This window comes from Janthinobacterium lyxosi (genome assembly GCF_051380665.1).
Lineage (GTDB): Bacteria > Pseudomonadota > Gammaproteobacteria > Burkholderiales > Burkholderiaceae_D > Janthinobacterium.
Genome location: NZ_JBNYXM010000001.1, coordinates 219,720 through 238,156, shown reverse-complemented (window position 1 = coordinate 238,156; position 18,437 = coordinate 219,720). Strand labels below are relative to the sequence as shown.

The 18,437-nt window shown below is 63.2% G+C and carries 17 protein-coding genes and 1 tRNA gene; 11 read left to right on the top strand and 7 right to left on the bottom strand.

Annotated elements, in window-relative coordinates; all coding sequences use genetic code 11:
• The 5 genes from ACQ4WP_RS01180 to gabD all read left to right on the top strand — a co-directional run bounded on the left by ACQ4WP_RS01180 (position 1) and on the right by gabD (position 4,434).
• The gene (locus ACQ4WP_RS01180) at positions 1-894 is read left to right on the top strand and encodes an SMP-30/gluconolactonase/LRE family protein (RefSeq protein ID WP_436518291.1); all 894 of its coding nucleotides are present in this window, start codon (positions 1-3) and stop codon (positions 892-894) included.
• Positions 895-907: 13 nt separating this feature from the next.
• Positions 908-1,561, top strand: coding sequence for a bifunctional 2-keto-4-hydroxyglutarate aldolase/2-keto-3-deoxy-6-phosphogluconate aldolase (locus ACQ4WP_RS01175; RefSeq protein ID WP_436518290.1), 654 nt, complete (start codon positions 908-910; stop codon positions 1,559-1,561).
• 64 nt (positions 1,562-1,625) lie between these two features.
• Positions 1,626-2,048: a CoA-binding protein gene (locus tag ACQ4WP_RS01170; protein ID WP_436518289.1), complete on the top strand. Its 423-nt coding sequence runs from the start codon at positions 1,626-1,628 to the stop codon at positions 2,046-2,048.
• Positions 2,045-2,887 carry a PPK2 family polyphosphate kinase gene (locus tag ACQ4WP_RS01165; RefSeq protein ID WP_436518288.1) on the top strand — a complete coding sequence of 281 codons (843 nt, stop codon included), beginning with the start codon at positions 2,045-2,047 and terminating at the stop codon, positions 2,885-2,887. Before ACQ4WP_RS01170 ends, ACQ4WP_RS01165 begins: the two co-directional genes overlap by 4 nt.
• 92 nt (positions 2,888-2,979) lie before the next feature.
• Entirely contained in the window at positions 2,980-4,434 is a 1,455-nt protein-coding gene (gene gabD / locus ACQ4WP_RS01160) for an NADP-dependent succinate-semialdehyde dehydrogenase (protein ID WP_436518287.1), read from the top strand.
• Positions 4,435-4,437: 3 nt separating this feature from the next.
• Here gabD and ACQ4WP_RS01155 read toward each other — a convergent pair whose 3' ends face one another.
• Positions 4,438-5,562 carry an extracellular catalytic domain type 2 short-chain-length polyhydroxyalkanoate depolymerase gene (locus ACQ4WP_RS01155; RefSeq protein WP_436518286.1) on the bottom strand — a complete coding sequence of 375 codons (1,125 nt, stop codon included), beginning with the start codon at positions 5,560-5,562 and terminating at the stop codon, positions 4,438-4,440.
• A gap of 176 nt (positions 5,563-5,738) precedes the next feature.
• Between ACQ4WP_RS01155 and ACQ4WP_RS01150 the strand changes: the two genes are divergently transcribed.
• Both ACQ4WP_RS01150 and ACQ4WP_RS01145 read left to right on the top strand, forming a co-directional pair.
• Complete coding sequence (locus ACQ4WP_RS01150; RefSeq protein ID WP_436518285.1) at positions 5,739-6,332, top strand: glutathione peroxidase; 594 nt, start codon at positions 5,739-5,741, stop codon at positions 6,330-6,332.
• A gap of 115 nt (positions 6,333-6,447) precedes the next feature.
• On the top strand, positions 6,448-6,807 hold the full coding sequence (locus ACQ4WP_RS01145; protein ID WP_436518284.1) for a DUF1428 domain-containing protein: 360 nt from the start codon (positions 6,448-6,450) through the stop codon (positions 6,805-6,807).
• A gap of 99 nt (positions 6,808-6,906) precedes the next feature.
• Here ACQ4WP_RS01145 and pabB read toward each other — a convergent pair whose 3' ends face one another.
• From pabB to ACQ4WP_RS01130, 3 genes are all read right to left on the bottom strand, one after another.
• A complete protein-coding gene (pabB, locus tag ACQ4WP_RS01140) occupies positions 6,907-8,745 on the bottom strand; it encodes an aminodeoxychorismate synthase component I (protein ID WP_436518283.1) in 1,839 nt (612 codons plus the stop codon).
• A 21-nt stretch (positions 8,746-8,766) separates the two neighbouring features.
• Positions 8,767-9,342, bottom strand: coding sequence for a nucleoid occlusion factor SlmA (gene slmA, locus ACQ4WP_RS01135; protein WP_436518282.1), 576 nt, complete (start codon positions 9,340-9,342; stop codon positions 8,767-8,769).
• A 101-nt stretch (positions 9,343-9,443) separates the two neighbouring features.
• Positions 9,444-10,178: a pyrimidine 5'-nucleotidase gene (locus tag ACQ4WP_RS01130; RefSeq protein ID WP_436518281.1), complete on the bottom strand. Its 735-nt coding sequence runs from the start codon at positions 10,176-10,178 to the stop codon at positions 9,444-9,446.
• Positions 10,179-10,223: 45 nt separating this feature from the next.
• Between ACQ4WP_RS01130 and ACQ4WP_RS01125 the strand changes: the two genes are divergently transcribed.
• Positions 10,224-11,132 (top strand): TraB/GumN family protein, encoded by a 909-nt coding sequence (locus ACQ4WP_RS01125; protein WP_436518280.1) that lies wholly within the window; start codon positions 10,224-10,226, stop codon positions 11,130-11,132.
• A 252-nt stretch (positions 11,133-11,384) separates the two neighbouring features.
• Here ACQ4WP_RS01125 and ACQ4WP_RS01120 read toward each other — a convergent pair.
• Positions 11,385-11,459 (bottom strand) — tRNA-Thr (locus ACQ4WP_RS01120).
• 40 nt (positions 11,460-11,499) lie between these two features.
• On the bottom strand, positions 11,500-12,393 hold the full coding sequence (gene argB, locus ACQ4WP_RS01115; protein WP_436518399.1) for an acetylglutamate kinase: 894 nt from the start codon (positions 12,391-12,393) through the stop codon (positions 11,500-11,502).
• Between the two features lie 231 nt (positions 12,394-12,624).
• Here argB and ACQ4WP_RS01110 point away from each other — a divergent pair, with 231 nt between their 5' ends.
• From ACQ4WP_RS01110 to ACQ4WP_RS01100, 3 genes are all read left to right on the top strand, one after another.
• The gene (locus tag ACQ4WP_RS01110) at positions 12,625-12,822 is read left to right on the top strand and encodes a cysteine-rich CWC family protein (protein WP_436518279.1); all 198 of its coding nucleotides are present in this window, start codon (positions 12,625-12,627) and stop codon (positions 12,820-12,822) included.
• 95 nt (positions 12,823-12,917) lie between these two features.
• Positions 12,918-15,956, top strand: a complete 3,039-nt coding sequence (locus tag ACQ4WP_RS01105; protein ID WP_436518278.1) for a response regulator — start codon at positions 12,918-12,920, stop codon at positions 15,954-15,956.
• 31 nt (positions 15,957-15,987) lie between these two features.
• Positions 15,988-17,139: a response regulator gene (locus tag ACQ4WP_RS01100; protein WP_436518277.1), complete on the top strand. Its 1,152-nt coding sequence runs from the start codon at positions 15,988-15,990 to the stop codon at positions 17,137-17,139.
• Here ACQ4WP_RS01100 and ACQ4WP_RS01095 read toward each other — a convergent pair.
• A complete protein-coding gene (locus ACQ4WP_RS01095) occupies positions 17,132-18,403 on the bottom strand; it encodes an extracellular catalytic domain type 1 short-chain-length polyhydroxyalkanoate depolymerase (protein ID WP_436518276.1) in 1,272 nt (423 codons plus the stop codon). The genes ACQ4WP_RS01100 and ACQ4WP_RS01095 overlap by 8 nt on opposite strands.
• Positions 18,404-18,437: the final 34 nt, after the last annotated feature.

The window sequence follows — 18,437 nt, the reverse complement described above, 5'->3', positions numbered from 1 at the left end:
ATGGGGACACGGGCCCAATTACTGGTCGATGCGCAGAACTTCCTGGGCGAGGGCGTGCGCTGGTGCGAACGCAGCGGCCGCGTTTTCTGGACGAATATCGAAGGCTGCCAGCTGCATGCGCTGGTGCTGGCCACGGGCGAACGCCAGAGCTGGGCCATGCCCGAGCGCCTGGCCTGCTTCGCGCTGACGGACAGCGACGATATGCTGCTGCTGGGACTGGCCTCGCGCCTGGCCTGGTTTGACGCGCGCAGCGGGGCCGTCACGCCCTTGCACACGGTGGAGGGGGACTTGCCCATGACGCGCCTGAACGATGGCCGCTGCGACCGCCAGGGGCGCTTTGTCTTCGGTACGCTCGATGAGCGCCCGTGCCGCGATGCCATCGCCAGCTTTTACCGCCTCAACCTGGATTTGACCCTGGAGCGATTGCCGCTGCCGCAGATCGCCATCTCGAACAGCATCTGCTTCAGCGTCGATGGCACGGCCATGTATTTTTGCGACTCGATGAAGAAGGCGATCTACCGCTGGGATGATTACCTGGGGGGCGACGCCAGCCGGGTGCGCGTGTTTGCCGCGCTCGATCCGGGGCCGGGCGCCGCCGACGGCGCCACCATCGATGCGGATGACTACCTGTGGAGCGCGCAGTGGGGGGGCGGCAGGGTCTTGCGCTTCGCGCCGGACGGCAGCGTCGAGCGCGCGATCACCTTGCCCGTATCCCAGCCCAGTTGCGTGAGCCTGGGTGGGCCGCACTACGACGAATTGTTCGTCACCACGGCCCAGGAGAGCCTGAGCCCGGCCCAGCTGGCGAGCGAACCGCTGGCCGGGGGATTGTTTCATGCGCGCCAGCCTGGCTTGCGCGGCTTGCCGGAAGTGCGCTTTGGCGCCCTGCCGGTGTGACAGGAGAGAGCATATGCAAAAACACACGGTTTTCGAGGGCATCCTCGAACGGGGCATGGTCGGTATCGTGCGCGCCCCTTCGGCGCAGGCGGCCGTGCAGATCGCCGAGGCGTGCATCGCCGGCGGCATCACGGCGCTGGAAGTGGCGTTTACCACGCCCGATACCCTGGGCGTGCTGCGCACCCTGCGCGAACGCCATGGTCATGACGTGCTGCTGGGCGCGGGCACGGTGCTCGATACCGAGACGGCGCGCGCCGCCATTCTGGCCGGCGCGCAGTTCATCATCTCGCCCGGCGTGAACGTGGAAACCATCGCGCTGTGCCAGCGCTACCAGGTGCTGGCCATGCCGGGCGCGATGACGCCGACGGAGATCGTCACCGCCCTGCAGGCAGGCGCCGACATCGTCAAGGTTTTCCCCGCCGAGATGTTCGGCCCCGCCTACATCAAGGCCCTGCGCGCGCCCTTGCCGCAAGCGCCGTTGATGCCCACGGGCGGGGTGACGGTGGAAAACCTGCATGCATGGTTTGCCAGCGGCGCCGTAGCCGTGGGTATTGGCAGCAGCCTGAGTGGTCCGGGCGCCACGGGCGACTATGCGGCCGTGACGGCGCGCGCGCAGGCTTTCGTGGCGAAGATGGCGGCCGTGCGTAAGGCTAAGTCTTCTGGCTAGCTCCCGGCGGGGCGGGAATCTGCTACGCTAGGCGGGCAATGTCGCACGCCTCATAGACCCGAATATGCCCAACATCGCCCGCATCCTGCAAGAGAGCCGCATCATCGCCATCGTCGGCATGTCCGACAAGCCCGAACGCGCCAGCCACGAGGTGGCCGATTACCTGCTGCAGCATGGCTACCGCGTGTTGCCCGTCAATCCGGCCCTCGTCGGGCGCGACGTGCTGGGGCAGCGCGCCTATGCCACCCTGACGCAGGCTGCGGCTGCCGTGGCGCCGGCGCGCATCGATATCGTCGACTGCTTCCGCAAGTCGGCAGATATTCTGCCCATCGCAGAGGAAGCCATCGCCGTCAAGGTGGGCTGTTTGTGGCTGCAGCTCGATATCATCAACGAGGCGGCGGCGCAGCTGGCGCGGGCGGCGGGTCTGGACGTGGTGATGGACCATTGCACAAAAATCGAGCACCGCAAGCTGGCGGTGACGGCATGAAGGCGCGCACGCAATTGCGTGCCGGCCAGGGTTTTGACCTGAACGAGGAATTCGCCGGCAAGCGCCTGCTGGGCGCAGCCACCAAGGCGGCGAACAAAAAGCTGACGGCGGCCCAGTGCAAGGCCCTGGACCGCGAGGAAACCGTGGCGCTGACGGCGCAGATCGCCGAGTGCCAGAGCATGCTGTATGCGCAGCACAAGAAAAAAGTGCTGCTGGTCTTGCAGGGCATGGATACCTCGGGCAAGGATGGCACGGTCAAGGCCATCTTCAGCAATATCAACCCGATGGGCATACGCGCCGTGGCGTTCAAGGGCCCCACCGATATCGAACTGGCGCACGATTACCTGTGGCGCGTGCACCAGCACGTGCCCGTCAAGGGCGAGATTGCCATCTTCAACCGCAGCCATTATGAAGATGTGCTGATCACGCGCGTGCAGGACATGATCGACAAGGCCGAATGCCAGCGCCGCTACGCGCAGATCCGCGATTTCGAACGCATGCTGAGCGAAACGGGCACCGTCATCCTGAAAGTCTTCCTGCATATCTCGAAGGACGAGCAACGCGGACGGCTGCAGGAGCGGCTCGATGATCCCGACCGCCAGTGGAAGTTCGATCCCAACGATATCGCCCAGCGCAAGAAGTGGGATGGCTACCAGCGCGCCTATGAAACGGCAATCCGCGAGACCGATGCCGATCACGCGCCGTGGTACGTGGTGCCGTCGAACTCCAAGACCCAGCGCAACCTGGTAGTCGCTTCCCTGCTGCTGGAAACCCTGCAGGGCATGAAGCTGGAGTACCCGGCACCGGACCCGAAACTGTCGTCTTTCAAGGTCGAGTAGAGCTTGGTGCAGTTCAGCGCTGCGCCTGCGGAATCGGCCGCGCTGTGGCATAGTATCCCTCGTCGATAATTCAAACCAGACCGGAGATGCATATGCTGCAGTTGAAAGATCCTACCTTGTTGCGTCACCAGGCTTACGTGAATGGAGCCTGGGCTGATGCCGATGGTGGCCAGACGATTAATGTGAGCAATCCCGCCACCGGCGAGCATATCGGCACGGTGCCCCTGATGGGCGCAGCCGAGACGCGCCGCGCCATCGAGGCGGCCAATGCCGCCTGGCCTGCCTGGCGCAAGAAGACGGCCAAGGAACGCGCGGCCGTGCTGCGCCGCTGGCATGACTTGATCCTGGAAAACGCCGACGACCTGGCGCTGATCATGACCACCGAGCAGGGCAAGCCCTTGCCGGAAGCGAAGGGCGAAGTGCAGTTCGGCGCCTCGTTCATCGAGTGGTTTGCCGAAGAAGGCAAGCGCATCGCGGGCGATACCCTGCAATCGCCGTGGCCGGACCGCCGCCTGGTCATCACCAAGGAGCCGATCGGCGTGTGCGCAGCCATCACGCCATGGAATTTTCCCGCCGCCATGATCACCCGCAAAGTCGGCCCGGCCCTGGCCGCCGGCTGCCCGATGGTCTTGAAACCTGCCGAAGCAACACCGTTTTCCGCGCTGGCGCTGGCCGTGCTGGCCGAGCGCGCGGGCGTGCCTGCAGGCGTGTTCAGCATCGTCACGGGTGCGCCGAAAGACATCGGCGGCGAAATGACCTCGAACCCCATCGTGCGCAAGCTGACGTTTACTGGCTCGACCCAGGTGGGCCGTTTGCTGGCCGAGCAATGCGCGCCAACGATCAAGAAACTCTCGCTGGAACTGGGCGGCAACGCGCCGTTCATCGTCTTCGACGACGCCGACCTGGATGCGGCAGTGGAAGGCGCCATCGCCTCGAAATACCGCAATGCTGGCCAGACCTGCGTCTGCGCCAACCGCCTGTACGTGCAGGACAGCGTATATGACGCCTTCGCCGAGAAGCTGGTGGCCGCGGTGGCCAAGCTGAAGGTGGGCAATGGCATCGAGGCGGGCGTCACGCAAGGCCCGCTGATCGACGCCAAGGCCGTCGCCAAGGTGGAAGAGCACGTGGCCGATGCATTGGCCAAGGGCGGGCGCCTGCTGGCCGGCGGCAAGCGCCATGCGCTGGGCAACGGCTTCTTCGAGCCGACCATCATCGCCGACGTGACGAACGACATGCGCGTGGCCACGGAAGAAACCTTCGGCCCGCTGGCGCCGCTGTTCCGCTTCAAGACCGATGATGAAGTGATCGCCCTGGCCAACGACACGGAATTCGGCCTGGCCGCCTATTTCTATTCGCGCGACATCGGCCGCATCTGGCGCGTGGCAGAAGGCCTGGAAACGGGCATGGTTGGCGTCAACACGGGCCTGATCTCGAACGAGATCGCACCCTTCGGCGGCGTCAAGCAATCGGGCCTGGGCCGTGAAGGGTCGACCTACGGTATCGAAGACTATCTTGTTATTAAGTACATCTGCATGGGCGGTATCTAAGGGTTAGCGTGAGCCGCGGCGCGCAGCCAAACGGTCTAGCATGCCCTTGACCGCATGCATCTGCGTGCCGCTCTTGCGGTAAAAATCCGGGTCGATCGGATTGACGCTGGTGTAGCCCCAGAAATCCCAGCAGCCTTTCGGGTTGTACGGGTAGACGGGGCTCGGTTCGGCCTGCGGATACAGCACGATGATCTTGTTGGCGTCCGCCACCTGGTTGTAGCCGGTGGTGGTGTAGAAGCGGTTGCCGATGGCTTGCGTCGTTTGCAGACAGCCGTGGAAGACCACGTGCACGCGGCAGCTCTCGCTGTCGCAGGCTTTCGGGATGTAGGCGTAGCCCGTATTGTTCATGCTGGAGTACGCGCTCTGGATGAAGCTGCGCTGGTTGAAGGCGATCAGTTTGCCCGTCAGGGTGGTCGACGAGGGCTGCAGGTCCGGGTACAGGTGCTGCAGGATGTCGCGCGCCTGCACGAAGTCGCAGTCATTGATGAACGGCGATTCCGTCACGGCGCAGGGTTTGTCCTGATTGTTGTCTGTGATGATGGCATGGCCCGCGCCGACCGTATCGACGAAGCGGATTTGCGCCGCCGGCGTGCCCGCCAGTTGATAGAATTTTTCCACCTGCTCCACCACCGGCCGCGTCACGGTCTGATCTTTCGTTCCGCTGAACAGATATACGCGCTGGCGTTTCAGGTTGGCCGTATCGTCGATGAGACGGGCGCGCGCAAAATCGTTCGCCGCGCGCAGCAATTCGCTGGCCACGGGCGGCGCCACTTGCGCGCTGCCCGGATTCATGCAGGTGGTCAGGGCATTCGTCAAGTAGGGAATATAGGGGAAGCGGCCCGGCTGACCCGAGCAGAAATACGGGCCACCGGCGATGATGCCGGCGCCTGCGACAGTGGCCGAGTAGGCGACGGCAAATTGCGCCGCCATGAAGCCGCCCGAAGACAGGCCCGATACGGTGGTCTGGCTCAGGTCGGCCTGGTAGGCGGGCAGGGCGGGGGCGTCCTTGGTCGCGGCGGGCTTGGCGGCTTTGGCAGCCGTGGCGGCGTGCGCGCCGCCTGGCACCAGGATAAGCAGGCTGGCGGCCAGCAGGGCGGTGGGTAATGCGGTCAGGTGCGGGAAGGGCATGGCAACTCCACAGGACAAGGGCAGGAAGGCCGAGCATAGGTAAAAAAACTGTGCGTTGGGCAAGTACTGCACCGTCCTTGATATCGGTCAAGCAATTGCTGTTGTTGTGGCCTTCACACGCGTGCGCGGCGTTTGGCATAGAATGGTTTTTTTCCTTTTCGACCATGGTGCCCTTCATGTCCAAGACCCTTGCCCAGCTGTTTGCGCTCACCACCCTTGCCGCCGGCGCCAGCCTGGCCATGCCGGCCCATGCCGCTGAAACCGCCACAGCTGCCGCCGCGCCAGCAGCCTGTCCGGCCATCCTCAAGCAGACGTTCAAGCGCCTGCAGGATGAAGTGCCGCAAAACCTGTGCCAGTACGCGGGTAAGGTCGTGCTGGTGGTGAATACGGCCAGTTATTGTGGTTTTACCAATCAATACGAAGGGATCGAGGCGCTGTATGCCAAGTACGGCAGCAAGGGCCTGGTGGTGCTGGGCTTCCCGTCGAATGATTTTGGCAAGCAGGAGCCCGGCAACAGCAAGGAAATCGCCGATTTTTGCTACAACACCTACGGCGTGAAGTTCCCCATGTTTGCCAAATCGGTGGTCTCCGGCCCCACGCCGAATCCGCTGTACGTTGATTTGATCAAGCAGACGGGCAAGACGCCGGCCTGGAATTTCCATAAATACCTGATCGACCGCCACGGTAAAGTGGTGGAAAGCTTCCCCAGCAAGGTGACGCCGGACGACAGGAAACTGGTGGGCGCGGTGGAAAAAGCGCTGGCGATGTAAGTTGCCAATATACAAGCAGGCCTGCGCGCCTGTTTTTTTTTAATGTTGTGCTTGTCGTCTTGCCGTCATTGTCCTAAGCTGGTTGTTCGCGTTTGTCTTCATAAAGGAGAGCATCATGGCGTATGTCGATGGATTTGTGGTTCCCGTACCGAAGGCCAAGCTCGATACCTATCTGGCCATGTCGCGCGCCTGCGGCGCTGTCTGGCGCGAATATGGCGCGCAGGAATTTCGCGAATGCGTGGGTGACGATGTCAAGCCGGGTAAGCTGACCTCGTTCCCGCAGGCGGTGGACTTGCAGGATGGCGAAGTGGTGGTGTTTTCCTGGATCGTGTTCGAATCGCGCGCCAAGCGTGATGAAATCAACGACAAGGTCATGAAAGACCCGCGCCTGGCCGAGATGATGGATCCGGCCAAGCTGCCGTTCGATGGCAAGCGGATGATCTATGGCGGTTATGAAATGCGCATCGACCTGTAACCCCTGAAACAGTCCATGGCGGCGTTGCAGTGCCTCGCCGTGCGTTCGCACTGCCTTCGGCAATGCGCCTTGCCCTGAACGGTTTCAGGTGCTACCGGTTTACAGGATGAGCTTGGCCGGCATCGCGCCGCGCAGGGCATTGCACACGACGATGGCTTCCGCTTGCGCCAGCATGGCGCGCGTGATGATGGTTTCCTGCGCATTCCAGGCGGGATCGGCCAGCATGGCAGCGCGCTGCACGCCCGGCAGCAAGCCGCAGGACAGGGGGGGCGTATGCCAGCAGCCATCGAGCTGGACGAAGACATTGCTGCGCCCGCCTTCCGTCAGCTCACCCCGCTCGTTAAAGAACAGCAGGTCGAAGCCGCCTTGTGCCTCGGCCGCGCGCCAGGCCGCGTCGTAGCGCGCGCGCACGCTGCTCTTGTGGCGCAGGAACAGGTCGTCCGCTGTGGTGGCGTCGGGCGCCAGCATGATTTTTACCGTGTCCGGCAAGGCGGTGAGCGCACCGCTTTGCACCGTGAACTGGCCATCCTGGCGCAGCGCCAGGCGCAGGCGGAAGGGGGCATCGTCGGGGCGCGCCGCGCAGGCCGCCTGCAGCGCGGCGCGGGCAGAGTCTGCATTCCAGGCAAAACCGAAGTAGGCGCTGGAAGCGGCCAGGCGCGCCAGATGGCGCTCTTGCTGGCGGCAGCCATAGTCGCGGCCGGCGTGCAGCGTCTCGAACAGTTCGAAGTCGTTGGTCAGGCCCGTCAGGAAGCGGGCCTTGAGCTGGCATTCCGCAAATTCCTCCTGCGGATCGCTATCGAGCACAATGCCGGCGCCCACGCCCATTTCGCCGCGCCGGATGCCGCCAGGGCCAAGCGGCTGCAGGGCCAGTGTGCGGATCGGCACGGACATGCAGAAGTCGCCCACCGCGTGGGCAGCAACGACGGCCGGCGGATCGAACCAGCCGATGGCGCCCGTGTAGATGCCGCGCGGCGCCCCTTCCAGTTCGGCGATGATTTCCATGGTGCGCCGCTTGGGCGCGCCCGTGATCGAGCCGCATGGATACAAGGCCTGGAAGATGTCGGCCAGGCTGGCGTCGCCGCGCAGGCGCGCTTGCACGGTGGAGGTCATTTGCAGCACGCTACTATAGCGCGTCACCTGGAACAGGGCCGGCACCTTGACGGAGCCCGTGGCGGCGATGCGGCCGATGTCGTTGCGCAGCAGGTCGACGATCATCAGGTTTTCCGCGCGGTTTTTCGGATCGTTGGCCAAGGCGGCGGCGCGGCGCACGTTTTCTTCCATTTGCTCAGGCGGGGCGGCCGGCGCCGTGCCTTTCATGGGGCGTGCCATCAACTCGCCTTGCGCATGGCGTACGAACAGCTCAGGCGACAGCGACAGCAGTGCGCCGCCGTCGGGCAGCATCACCAGTGCGCCATACGGCACCGGTTGGCGCGCGCGCAGCCGCGCATACAGGGCCGGGGGCGAGCCAAAGGCGTCGAAGCGCAAACGATAGGTGTAGTTGACTTGATAGGTGTCGCCGGCCACGATGTAGTCGTGGATGCGGTGCAGCGCCTGCGTAAATTGCGCCTGGTCCACATTCGTGTGTATATCGGCCACGCCGGCCGGCGCGGTGTCCGCGTCGACACGTTCGTCCAGCCACTGCGCCACGGCGTCCTGCGACAGCTGCGTGCAATGGTCAAAGACGAGCACCTGCGCCAGCGGCGGCGCGTCGATGCCGGCCGCGCGCGGCGGCATGGCCAGCAAGTGCGCCCCCAGCTCGTAGCTGCACACGCTGACGGCGTACTGGCCGCGTTTTAAAACCGCTTGCAGCCCTTCGAGCAGGGCTGGCCACCCGGTGCCCTCGGTGCACTGCAAAACTGCCGCCAGGCCCGTGTACAGGCGCGAACCGGCGCCTGGCGTGCTGGCGTCGTCGAGCAGGGCGAAACAGTCGGTATGCATGGGGACAGCTGCTGAGGTGACTTACCCCAGCAGCATGGCGATTTGCAGCGCCGCTTCCTGGGAAGGATTGATCTTGAAGCCGCTCTTGGCGTAGCGGTGCCAGCGCCCGATGACGAAGCTGACGATCAAGGTGGCGCGCGCTGCCACTTCGCTTTCCTTGCCATGGCCTTCGGCGGCGGCCACGCGCAAGGCCTGCTTGAGCGCCAGTTCCACGCGGTCGTAGAACTGGTTCATGCGCAATTGCAGGCGCTCGTCCTCATTGACCAGCGCGTCGCCGATCAGCACGCGCGTCATGCCCGGATTGCTGATGGCGAAATTGAGTAGCATGCCGACGATGTCGCGTGTCTGCGTCATGCCGTCGCTGTGCTTTTCCGCGATCTGGTTGATCAGGCCGAAGACGCTCGACTCGATGAATTCGATCAGCCCTTCGAACATTTGCGCCTTGCTGGCGAAATGGCGGTACAGGGCCGCTTCCGAGACGGCCAGTCTGGCGGCCAGTGCGGCAGTGGTGATCTTTTCGCCTTTCGGCTGCTCCAGCATTGCGGCGAGGGCCTGAAGAATTTGTAGCCTGCGTTGGCCCGGCGGTGTGCTTGCCATATTTTCTCTTGTCGTTAAAAAAATGCTGCCTTGATGGGGAGGTCCGTCACCGCCGCTAGCGGTGCGGCTTCCGGCGTCAACCGGAAGCCCAGGAGTCCCCTTCAGCGCAGACGGTGAAGGCGGCGTGCCAAATGCCGGACAGATTTTACTTTGACATCGACGTAAGCGGGGCGATTTAACGCTCTGGGGAGCTTCGCCACGCCGATCGGATCGGCCATTTTCAGGTATTGCGTGATCCAGGCCGTGCGCAGGCCCAGTTTTTTCGCACCCTTCAGGTTGGCCAGGGTGTCTTCCACCAGGATGCAGCGGCCAGGGCGGATCTGGTGCTTGCGCATCAGTTTGCGCAGCATCAGGGTCGATGGCTTGGGCCGCAGCTGGCGGTGCACATGCATCGCCTCGATGGCGATATGCTGCGAAAAATGCTGGCGCAGGCCCAGGTGGCGCATCACGTCGCTCGAATAGCGCAGCGGCGCGTTGGTGAGTAAAATTTTACGGCCAGGCAGGCGTTTGAGTAAAGCCACCAGCCCCCGTTCGGCGCGTATCATGGCGCGCAAATCGTCGAAGGTATGCGTCTCGTGCAAGAAATGCGCTGCCTGCACCTGATGGTGCTTGACCATGCCCAGCAAGGTGGCGCCATAGCGGCGCCAGTAGGCCGCGCGCGCCGCATTGACGATGGCGTCGTCGGCCGGCGTCACGCCATCACCTAGCACGCGGGCAATATACGTGTTCATATTGGCCGTGATGGTGGGGAAGATGGCGTGCGAGGCATTGTGCAGCGTGTTGTCGAGGTCAAACAGCCAGACCGGCGACGAGCGGTTAAGATGGGACACAGGCACGAGAGTCTTTAAGCAAAGATGAAAAATTCAACAAACAGGAAAACCATGCGACGCCAGATTATAGTGATGTTTTGCGGATTTTTCTTGCTGCCGTTGCAGGCTGCCCTTGCCGACGCGCCGCCCGTGGCGCAAAACCGGGGTGCCCTGTTCAAGGTGCAGGACGCCAGCCATACCCTGTATCTGTTCGGCACCATTCACGTCGGCGCCCCTGATTTTTATCCGCTGGAGCCGACGGTGACGCAGGCATTGGAAGGCGCCGGGGTGCTGGCGCTGGAGATCGATCCTGGCGCCGATCCGCGCGCCGCCTTGAGCGCCGTGCTGAAATACGGCATGGAGGCGCCGGGCAGCAAAGTACCGGCCGACTGCCGCCAGACCCTGGCCCCGCGCCTGGCGCCGTTGTTGCAAAAATACGGCATTCCAGCCGAATCGGTGGCGCCGATGAAGCCGTGGATGCTGGCCAGCATGCTGGCCATCGGCGAATTTTCCACCCTGGGCTACCGCTCCGACCTGGCGGTGGACAATTATCTGTCGCAGCAGGCCAAGGCGCGCAAGATCCCCGTGCTGGAACTCGAATCGATGGAAGGCCAGATGGCGCTGTTTGGCGCGATGTCGCCGGTCGACCAGTGCCGCTTCCTGGAAGACGGCGTGGCATCGATCGAGGACCAGGAACAAAGCCAGGAAGCGCGCGAGATCGCCAACGCCTGGCGCACGGCCGATGCGGCGGCCTTCGACAAGCTGGCGGCAAAGGCGGCGCAAGACCCCTCGTTCGCCGCGCAGTTCGTGCAAAAAGTGCTGCTCGACGGCCGTAACCCGGCCCTGGCCGACGGCATCGCCAAACTGCTGGCGCGCGAAAAGCACAGCCTGGCCGCCATCGGCGTGCTGCATCTGGTCGGAACGAAAAGCGTGCCGGATTTGCTGCGTCAAAGGGGCTTGAAGGTCGAGCGGGTGTATTGAAACGCGCAGTAGATGCGGGCTACAGATAGCAGAGCAGATGGAAAAATGTTCAGGGCAAGGCGTACTGACGAAGACAGTACGCTAGTACGGCGAGGAAGTACAACACCGCCATGGGCATTTTTACTATGGGGAGATGACGGCAGAGTAGATGAAAAATGTTCAGGGCAAGGCGCCGAGCCGAAGACAGTACGCATGTATGGCGAGGCGAGGCAACGCAGCCATGGACATTTTTCAGATACGGGGATAAATCGATGGTGCCCTTGACGTGGATCGAACACGTGGCCTCTCCCTTACCAAGGGAGTGCTCTACCACTGAGCTACAAGGGCATAAAAAATCGGCGCTGGGTGAATTGCGCCGAATTAGTTTTTAGTGCGAACGGATCATAGTACCAAAAGCCTGCTCGGTCAACACTTCCAGCAATAATGAGTGTTCGATGCGGCCATCGATGATGTGCACCGTGTTCACGCCGGACTTGGCGGCGTCGAGCGCGGACGAGATCTTTGGCAGCATGCCGCCCGAGATCGTGCCATCGGCGAACATCTCGTCGATTTCACGCGCGGACAGGTCGGTCACCAGGTTGCCCTGCTTGTCCTGCACGCCGGCGATGTTGGTCATCATGATCAGCTTTTCCGCTTTCAGGATTTCCGCGATCTTGCCGGCTACCACGTCGGCGTTGATGTTGTAGGCCTGGCCATCCTGGCCGAAACCGATCGGCGAGATGATGGGAATGAAGGCATCGTCCTGCAGCGCCTTGACGACGGCCGGGTTGATCGCGTCGATCTCGCCCACAAAGCCGATGTCGAGGAATTCACCCGGATGTTCGCGGTCCGGCATCTGCATCTTGCGCGCGCGGATCAAGCCGCCATCCTTGCCCGTCAGGCCGACAGCCTGGCCGCCGTAATGGTTGATCAGCATGACGATATCCTGCTGCACTTCGCCGCCCAGCACCCACTCCACCACTTCCATGGTTTCTTCATCGGTGATGCGCATGCCTTGCACGAAGGTGCCTTGCTTGCCGATTTTTTTCAGCGCGTTGTCGATCTGCGGTCCGCCGCCGTGCACCACGACCGGGTTCATGCCAACCAGCTTGAGCAGGATGACGTCGCGCGCGAAGCCGTGCTTCAGGCGTTCGTCCGTCATGGCATTGCCACCGTATTTGATGACGATGGTCTTGCCATGGAAATTGCGAATATAGGGAAGGGCCTCGGCCAGAATCTGCGCCTTGATTTGTGGCGGCACCGCCGTCAAGTCGTCATTCATGTCCAGGTTCAAGTTAGCTATTTGATTCATGGCGAGTCCGGAAAATAGATTGGTGAGATTTTACAGGGAAGAAGAAAATCTTGGAGGCATTATAGGGCGATCTTGTTGTATTTTCCCTGATGATCCTATAGTCTGGTCCGATATGTCCTCCAGCCAGCCCTTTTACTGCCAGTTACATCTGCGTCGCACCACGGTGCAGCATGACACACACTTGCCAATTCAGACACAGCCATGAGCCAGTGCAGCCTTTGCGGCGCCACCTTCCAGTGTGGCCAGCTCGACCCGGACGCCAAGAAGCCCTGCTGGTGCATCGCCTTGCCGCCGGCCGTTCCCGTGCCCGGCAGCGCCGCCGTGAGCTGCTGGTGCCCCGCCTGCCTGCAAGAGCGCATCGCCGCCTTGACGCCCCCGGCAGCAACGCCGGCCAAATAAGAGCCCCGGCGCGCTTTTTCCTTTGCAAAAGACCTTGCGTTTTGTAGGGGAATACGTTCAGACTTCGATTTTCAAGAATTTCTAATAGGAAAGTCATGCGCTTCAGGGATATCCGGATCGGCGTGCGCATCAATGCCGGTTATGCCATTTTGATCGTGCTGATGCTGGTCGTCATCGTCCTGGCGGGCAGCCGCATCTATGCCATCCGCGCCGAGACCGACGATATCCTGCAGCGCGACTGGGTCGCCGCCAAGGCGACCAGCAAGATCAATGGGCTGGCGCGCGAGGCGGCCACGCGCATCGGCAGCCTGCCGAACCAGCCCAAGCTGGCGCTGCGCCAGGCGAATCAGGCGCGCCTGGAAGCGATCAGGCAAGGCATCGATGAGCAGGTGCGCATCCTCGACGGTCTCGATGCGCGGCCCGACGAACGGCGCCTGCTGGCACAGATGCACCTTGCACGCGCCGGCTATTACGCGTCCCTGCAGGCCATGCTCGCACTGGTCGAGCGCGGCGAGGATGCTGGCGCGGAGCAGGCCATGCAGACGCAGACTTTGCCGGTGCTGGAAAAAGTGCTGCTGTATGTGGGCCAGCTCGATGACTTGCAGCAGCAGCAGATCCGCGACAGCGCGGCCAGGATACGCAACGACATCGACACGTCGCTGCTGCTGATGGGCGGTATCGGCCTGGCAGCCCTGCTGACTGGCCTGGCCTTTGCCTGGTCGGCGCGCTCGATCACGCGTCCGCTGGGCGAGGCGGTGGCGATCGCCACGCGCGTGGCCAATGGCGACCTCAGTTCCGTCATCGAAGTGACATCGCGCGACGAGACGGGCGAATTGCTGCAGGCGCTGAAAAACATGAGTACCAGCCTGGCCGTCGAGCAGGACCTGCGCCACGCCGTCGAAGTGGCCGAGGATGCGACCAAGATGAAGTCGGACTTCCTGGCCAACATGTCGCACGAAATCCGCACGCCGATGAACGGCATCATCGGCATGACCCACCTGGCGCTGCAGACGGAACTCACGTCGACTCAGCGCAACTACCTGGAGAAGGTGGAGTCGGCGTCGAAGAACCTGCTGGCCATCATCGACGACATCCTCGATTTCTCGAAGATCGAGGCGGGCAAGATGGCCTTTGAAAAAGTCGATTTTTTCCTCGAGGACGTGCTGGCGCAGATCGCCGACCTGTCCGTGATGCGCGCGCAAGACAAGGGGCTCGAACTGCTGTTCGACATCGGCCCCGACGTGCCGAACGCATTGCAGGGCGACCCGCTGCGCCTGGGCCAGGTGCTGATCAACCTGACCAACAATGCCATCAAATTCACGGACAAGGGCGAGATTGTCGTCAGCATCCGCCTGCAGCAGTTCGAGGAACATGCGGCCGTCTTGCGCGTGGACGTGCGCGACACGGGCATCGGCCTGACGCCGCCCCAGCGCAGCAAATTGTTCCAGGCATTTACCCAGGCCGACACGTCGACCACGCGCCACCATGGCGGCACCGGCCTGGGGCTGAGCATCAGCAAGCGCCTGGTGGAAATGATGGAAGGCGAGATTGACCTGGTCAGCGAAGCGGGTGTGGGCAGTACCTTTTTCTTTACGGCCCGATTCGGCCTGGCCGCCGTGCCGCGCGACAGCCTGCCAGTACCGCCGCAGTTCCAGGGCCTGCGCGTGCTGGTGGTTGACGACAACCCCAGCGCGCGTGAAATCTTCGTCAGCATGCTGACGGCGCTGGGTTTCGAGGCGCGTGCCGTGTTTGGCGGCGTGCTGGCCATCGGCGCCGTGGCGCAGGCGCGCACCGAGGGGCGCCCGTACGGCCTGCTGCTGATGGACTGGAAAATGCCGGGCATGAACGGTCTCGATACCCTGGCCGGCATCCGCGCCGATGCCGCCGGCATCGATGCGACGCCGGCCTGCATCATGGTCACGGCCTTCCATCGCGAAGCGCTGCTGGAGGCGGCGCGCCAGCGGGACTTGCCGCTCGACGGCGTATTGAACAAGCCGGTCAGCGCCTCGACCCTGCTCGACCAGATATCGTTCGTGTTTGGCGGCGTGACGGGGCAGAGCCGCAAGACGCAGCGCCAGAGCAGCTACCGCGACGACGAACGCGCCCTGCGCGGCGCCTGGCTGCTGCTGGTGGAGGATAATGAAGTGAACCAGGAAGTGGCGCAGCATATTCTCAACGACGCCGGCATCCGCGTCGATATCGCGAGCAATGGTGCCATCGCGCTGGCGAAGATCGAGGAAAACGCCTATGACGGCGTGCTGATGGATTGCCAGATGCCTGTGATGGACGGCTACCAGGCTACCCGCAAGCTGCGCCAGGATCCGCGTTATTCGAATTTGCCGGTGATCGCCATGACGGCCAATGCCATGGTCGGTGACAAGGAAAAATGCCTGGACGCCGGTATGAACGATTTCATCGCCAAGCCGATCGACGTGGCGCAGCTGTTCGGTACCCTGGCACGCTGGATCGCACCGGCCACGCCGCAGGAAATGACGGTGGTGGTGGCGCAGCCGGAAGCGGAGCTGCCCGTGATCGCCGGCCTGAAAATGGCGGAGGCCATGCGCCGCGTGGGCGGCAATGCCACTTTGATGCGAAAATTGCTGGACCGTTTTGTGGAAACCCAGTTCGATGCCATGCAGCGCATCGTCGCCGCTATCGAAAACAACCAGCTCGAGACGGCAATCCGCGAAGCGCATACCCTGAAGGGCCTGGCCGGCAATATTGGCGCCGGTGGCCTGGCCGACAGCGCGGCGCGGGTCGAGCATTTGCTCATCCTGGGATCGCATGACGGTTTGCCGCAGGCGCTGGCCGCCTGCACCCTGGCGCTCGATGAACTGGTGCCGAAGATCGTGCTGGCCATGCAGTCGCGCAGCAATGTGGTCGAGCCGGGCACCGCCGTGGTGGCACCGGTGGACCGGGCATACCTGGAGGCGGGCTTGCGTGAACTGTCGCAGTTGCTGCAGCAGGACGACGCGCAGGCCGTCAAGCATCTCGACGGCATCGGTCCCGTGCTGGTCGCGGCCGGGCAGGCGGAACATGCGCGCCAGTTGAAGCGCATGCTGGGACAATACGATTTCGAAGGTGCGCTGGCGCAGCTGGGCGAGGTGGCCGATGCGCTGGAGCTGACACTGTGACAAGGATAACTATGCAGAACGAAGGACGGGTATGAGAGCGCCAGCAGGCAAGCCAACCATCCTGGTAGTCGACGACACGCCAGACAATATCGATCTGTTGCGCGCGGTGCTGGAAGATGATTACCGGACCAAGATCGCCGTCAATGGCGAACGCGCCCTGAAGATCGCGGCCGGCAGCGACCAGCCCGACCTGATCCTGCTCGACATCATGATGCCGGGCATGAGTGGCTATGATGTGTGCCGCGCGCTGAAGGCCGATCCCGCCACGGCCGGTATACCCGTGATTTTTGTGACCGCCATGAGCGAAGTGGCCGACGAGCAGCTGGGCCTGGCCCTGGGCGCCGTCGACTACATCACCAAGCCGATTTCGGCGCCCATCGTGCTGGCGCGCATCAGGACGCAACTGGCGATGAAGCAGATGCAGGATTTTTTGCGCGACCAGAATCATTACCTGGAAACGGAAGTGGAGCGCCGCGTGCAGGAAGTGGCGGCGCTGCAGGACGTCACCATTCACGCCATGGCTTCGCTGGCCGAGACGCGCGACAGCGAGACGGGCAACCATATCCGCCGCACCTCGCACTACCTGAAGGCGCTGGCCGAGAAAGTACGCGGCCTGCCGCGTTTCCGTGATTTTTTGACGGACAAGAATATTGAACTGCTGTTCAAGACGGCGCCGCTGCATGACATCGGCAAGGTGGGCATCCCCGACCATATCCTGCTCAAGCCGGGGCGTTTCGAACCACACGAAATGGCCATCATGAAGACGCACACCACCTTGGGGCGCGACGCCATCCTGGCAGCCGAACACGAGTTGGGTATCGAAGTCGATTTCCTCAAGTACGCCAAGGAGATCGCCTACAGCCACCATGAAAAATGGGATGGCAGCGGCTACCCGCAAGGCCTGGCTGGCGAAGCCATCCCGATTTCGGCGCGCCTGATGGCGCTGGCCGACGTATATGACGCCCTGATCAGCCGGCGCATCTACAAGCAGGGCATGGACCATGCGCAGGCCGTGCAGATCATCGTCGAGGGGCGCGGTTCGCACTTCGACGCCGAGATCGTCGACGCCTTCCTGGAGATCCAGGAGCAGTTCATTGCCATCTCCAACCGCTATGCCGATGGCGTGTGCGAGATCGCCGACAAGCAGCGGCAGATCGCGCCATACACCGAAAACATCAGCTGACGGTCTTGAAGAAGCGCAGCATCTCTCGGCTGGCGTCCGGGCCCTTGCCGTCGGTATAGCTGCCGTCCCCGCTGCCGCCGGACCAGGCATGACCTGCGCCGTGGATGACCCAGTGTTCGCCCAGCGGCGAGCCATCGGCCTGGCTGTGCGTGGTGCGCGTGTAGCGGTGGCCATTCGGTACGCTGCCATCCATGGAAGCCGCCTTGGCAGCCTTGCCGCCCGCCTGGCTGCGCACGCCCTGGGCAATCAGTTCATCGCCATTGCGCGGGTTGACGGTGGTGTCGCGGTCACCATGGAAAACGATGATGGGCACGCCACCTGCCGGCGCCTGGCGCTGGGCATTGGGCATGGCGCCGCCCTTCATGGCGGCCAGTGCCGACGGCAAGTCCTTTGCCGAGGCGAACGGCAGGCCCGAATGCACGCCGACGGCGGCAAACAAATCCGGGTACAAGGTGCCGACAATGACGGCCATGGCGCCGCCCGCCGACAGGCCGGCGACGAACACTTCGCGTTCATTCACCGGGTAGTCGTCGATGACTTGCCGCGTGATGCCGGCGATCAGCGACGGTTCGCCCTGGTCGCGCTGCTGGTCGATGGCATTGAACCAGTTCCAGCAGCGCGAACTGTTGGCACCCTGTGTTTGCGCCGGGTAGACGACAAAACACTCCTTTTCTTCGGCCAGCGCATTCATTTGCGTGCCGGCGGCGAAATCGTCGGGATTTTGCGTACAGCCGTGCAGCATCACGATCAGCGGCATGGCCTGGCCGTGATAGCTGCTGGGGATATACAGCTTGTACGAACGCGTGCCCGCATGGTTGCGGTACACGCCGTCGATGAACTGCGCACCAGCGGGCATCTGCGCTGGCGTGGCGGCCGGCGCGTTGAAGCCGGGCGGATGGAAATTCGGCATCTCGAAGCTGGGCATGTCGAAGCTGTGCTGCCCCAGGCCGACAGGCACGCCCAGGCGCGCCATGAAATCCTGCGCGAAATCCTGTGCCGCCTGCGCGGGCGTGGGCGGCACAGGTGCCGCTTCCGGCGCGGCGGCAGGCTGCTCGGCTCGGGCCTGCGCAGGTGGTGGCGCAGGTGGCTGATTTATGTCGCGCATGGCCTGCGGTGGCTGCTGCTGCGTGGACGCTGCCTGCGGCGCCAGGCCGGCCGCGGCCAGCGCCTGCTGGATGGCTTCGGTGGCGGCGGCAGGACCTTGGCCCATCAGATTGCGGGTTGCGGCGCGCATGTGCGCCAACATGTTGAGAGGTAGTTTCATGACCATCCTTAACGGTGCCGCGCATCAGCCGGGT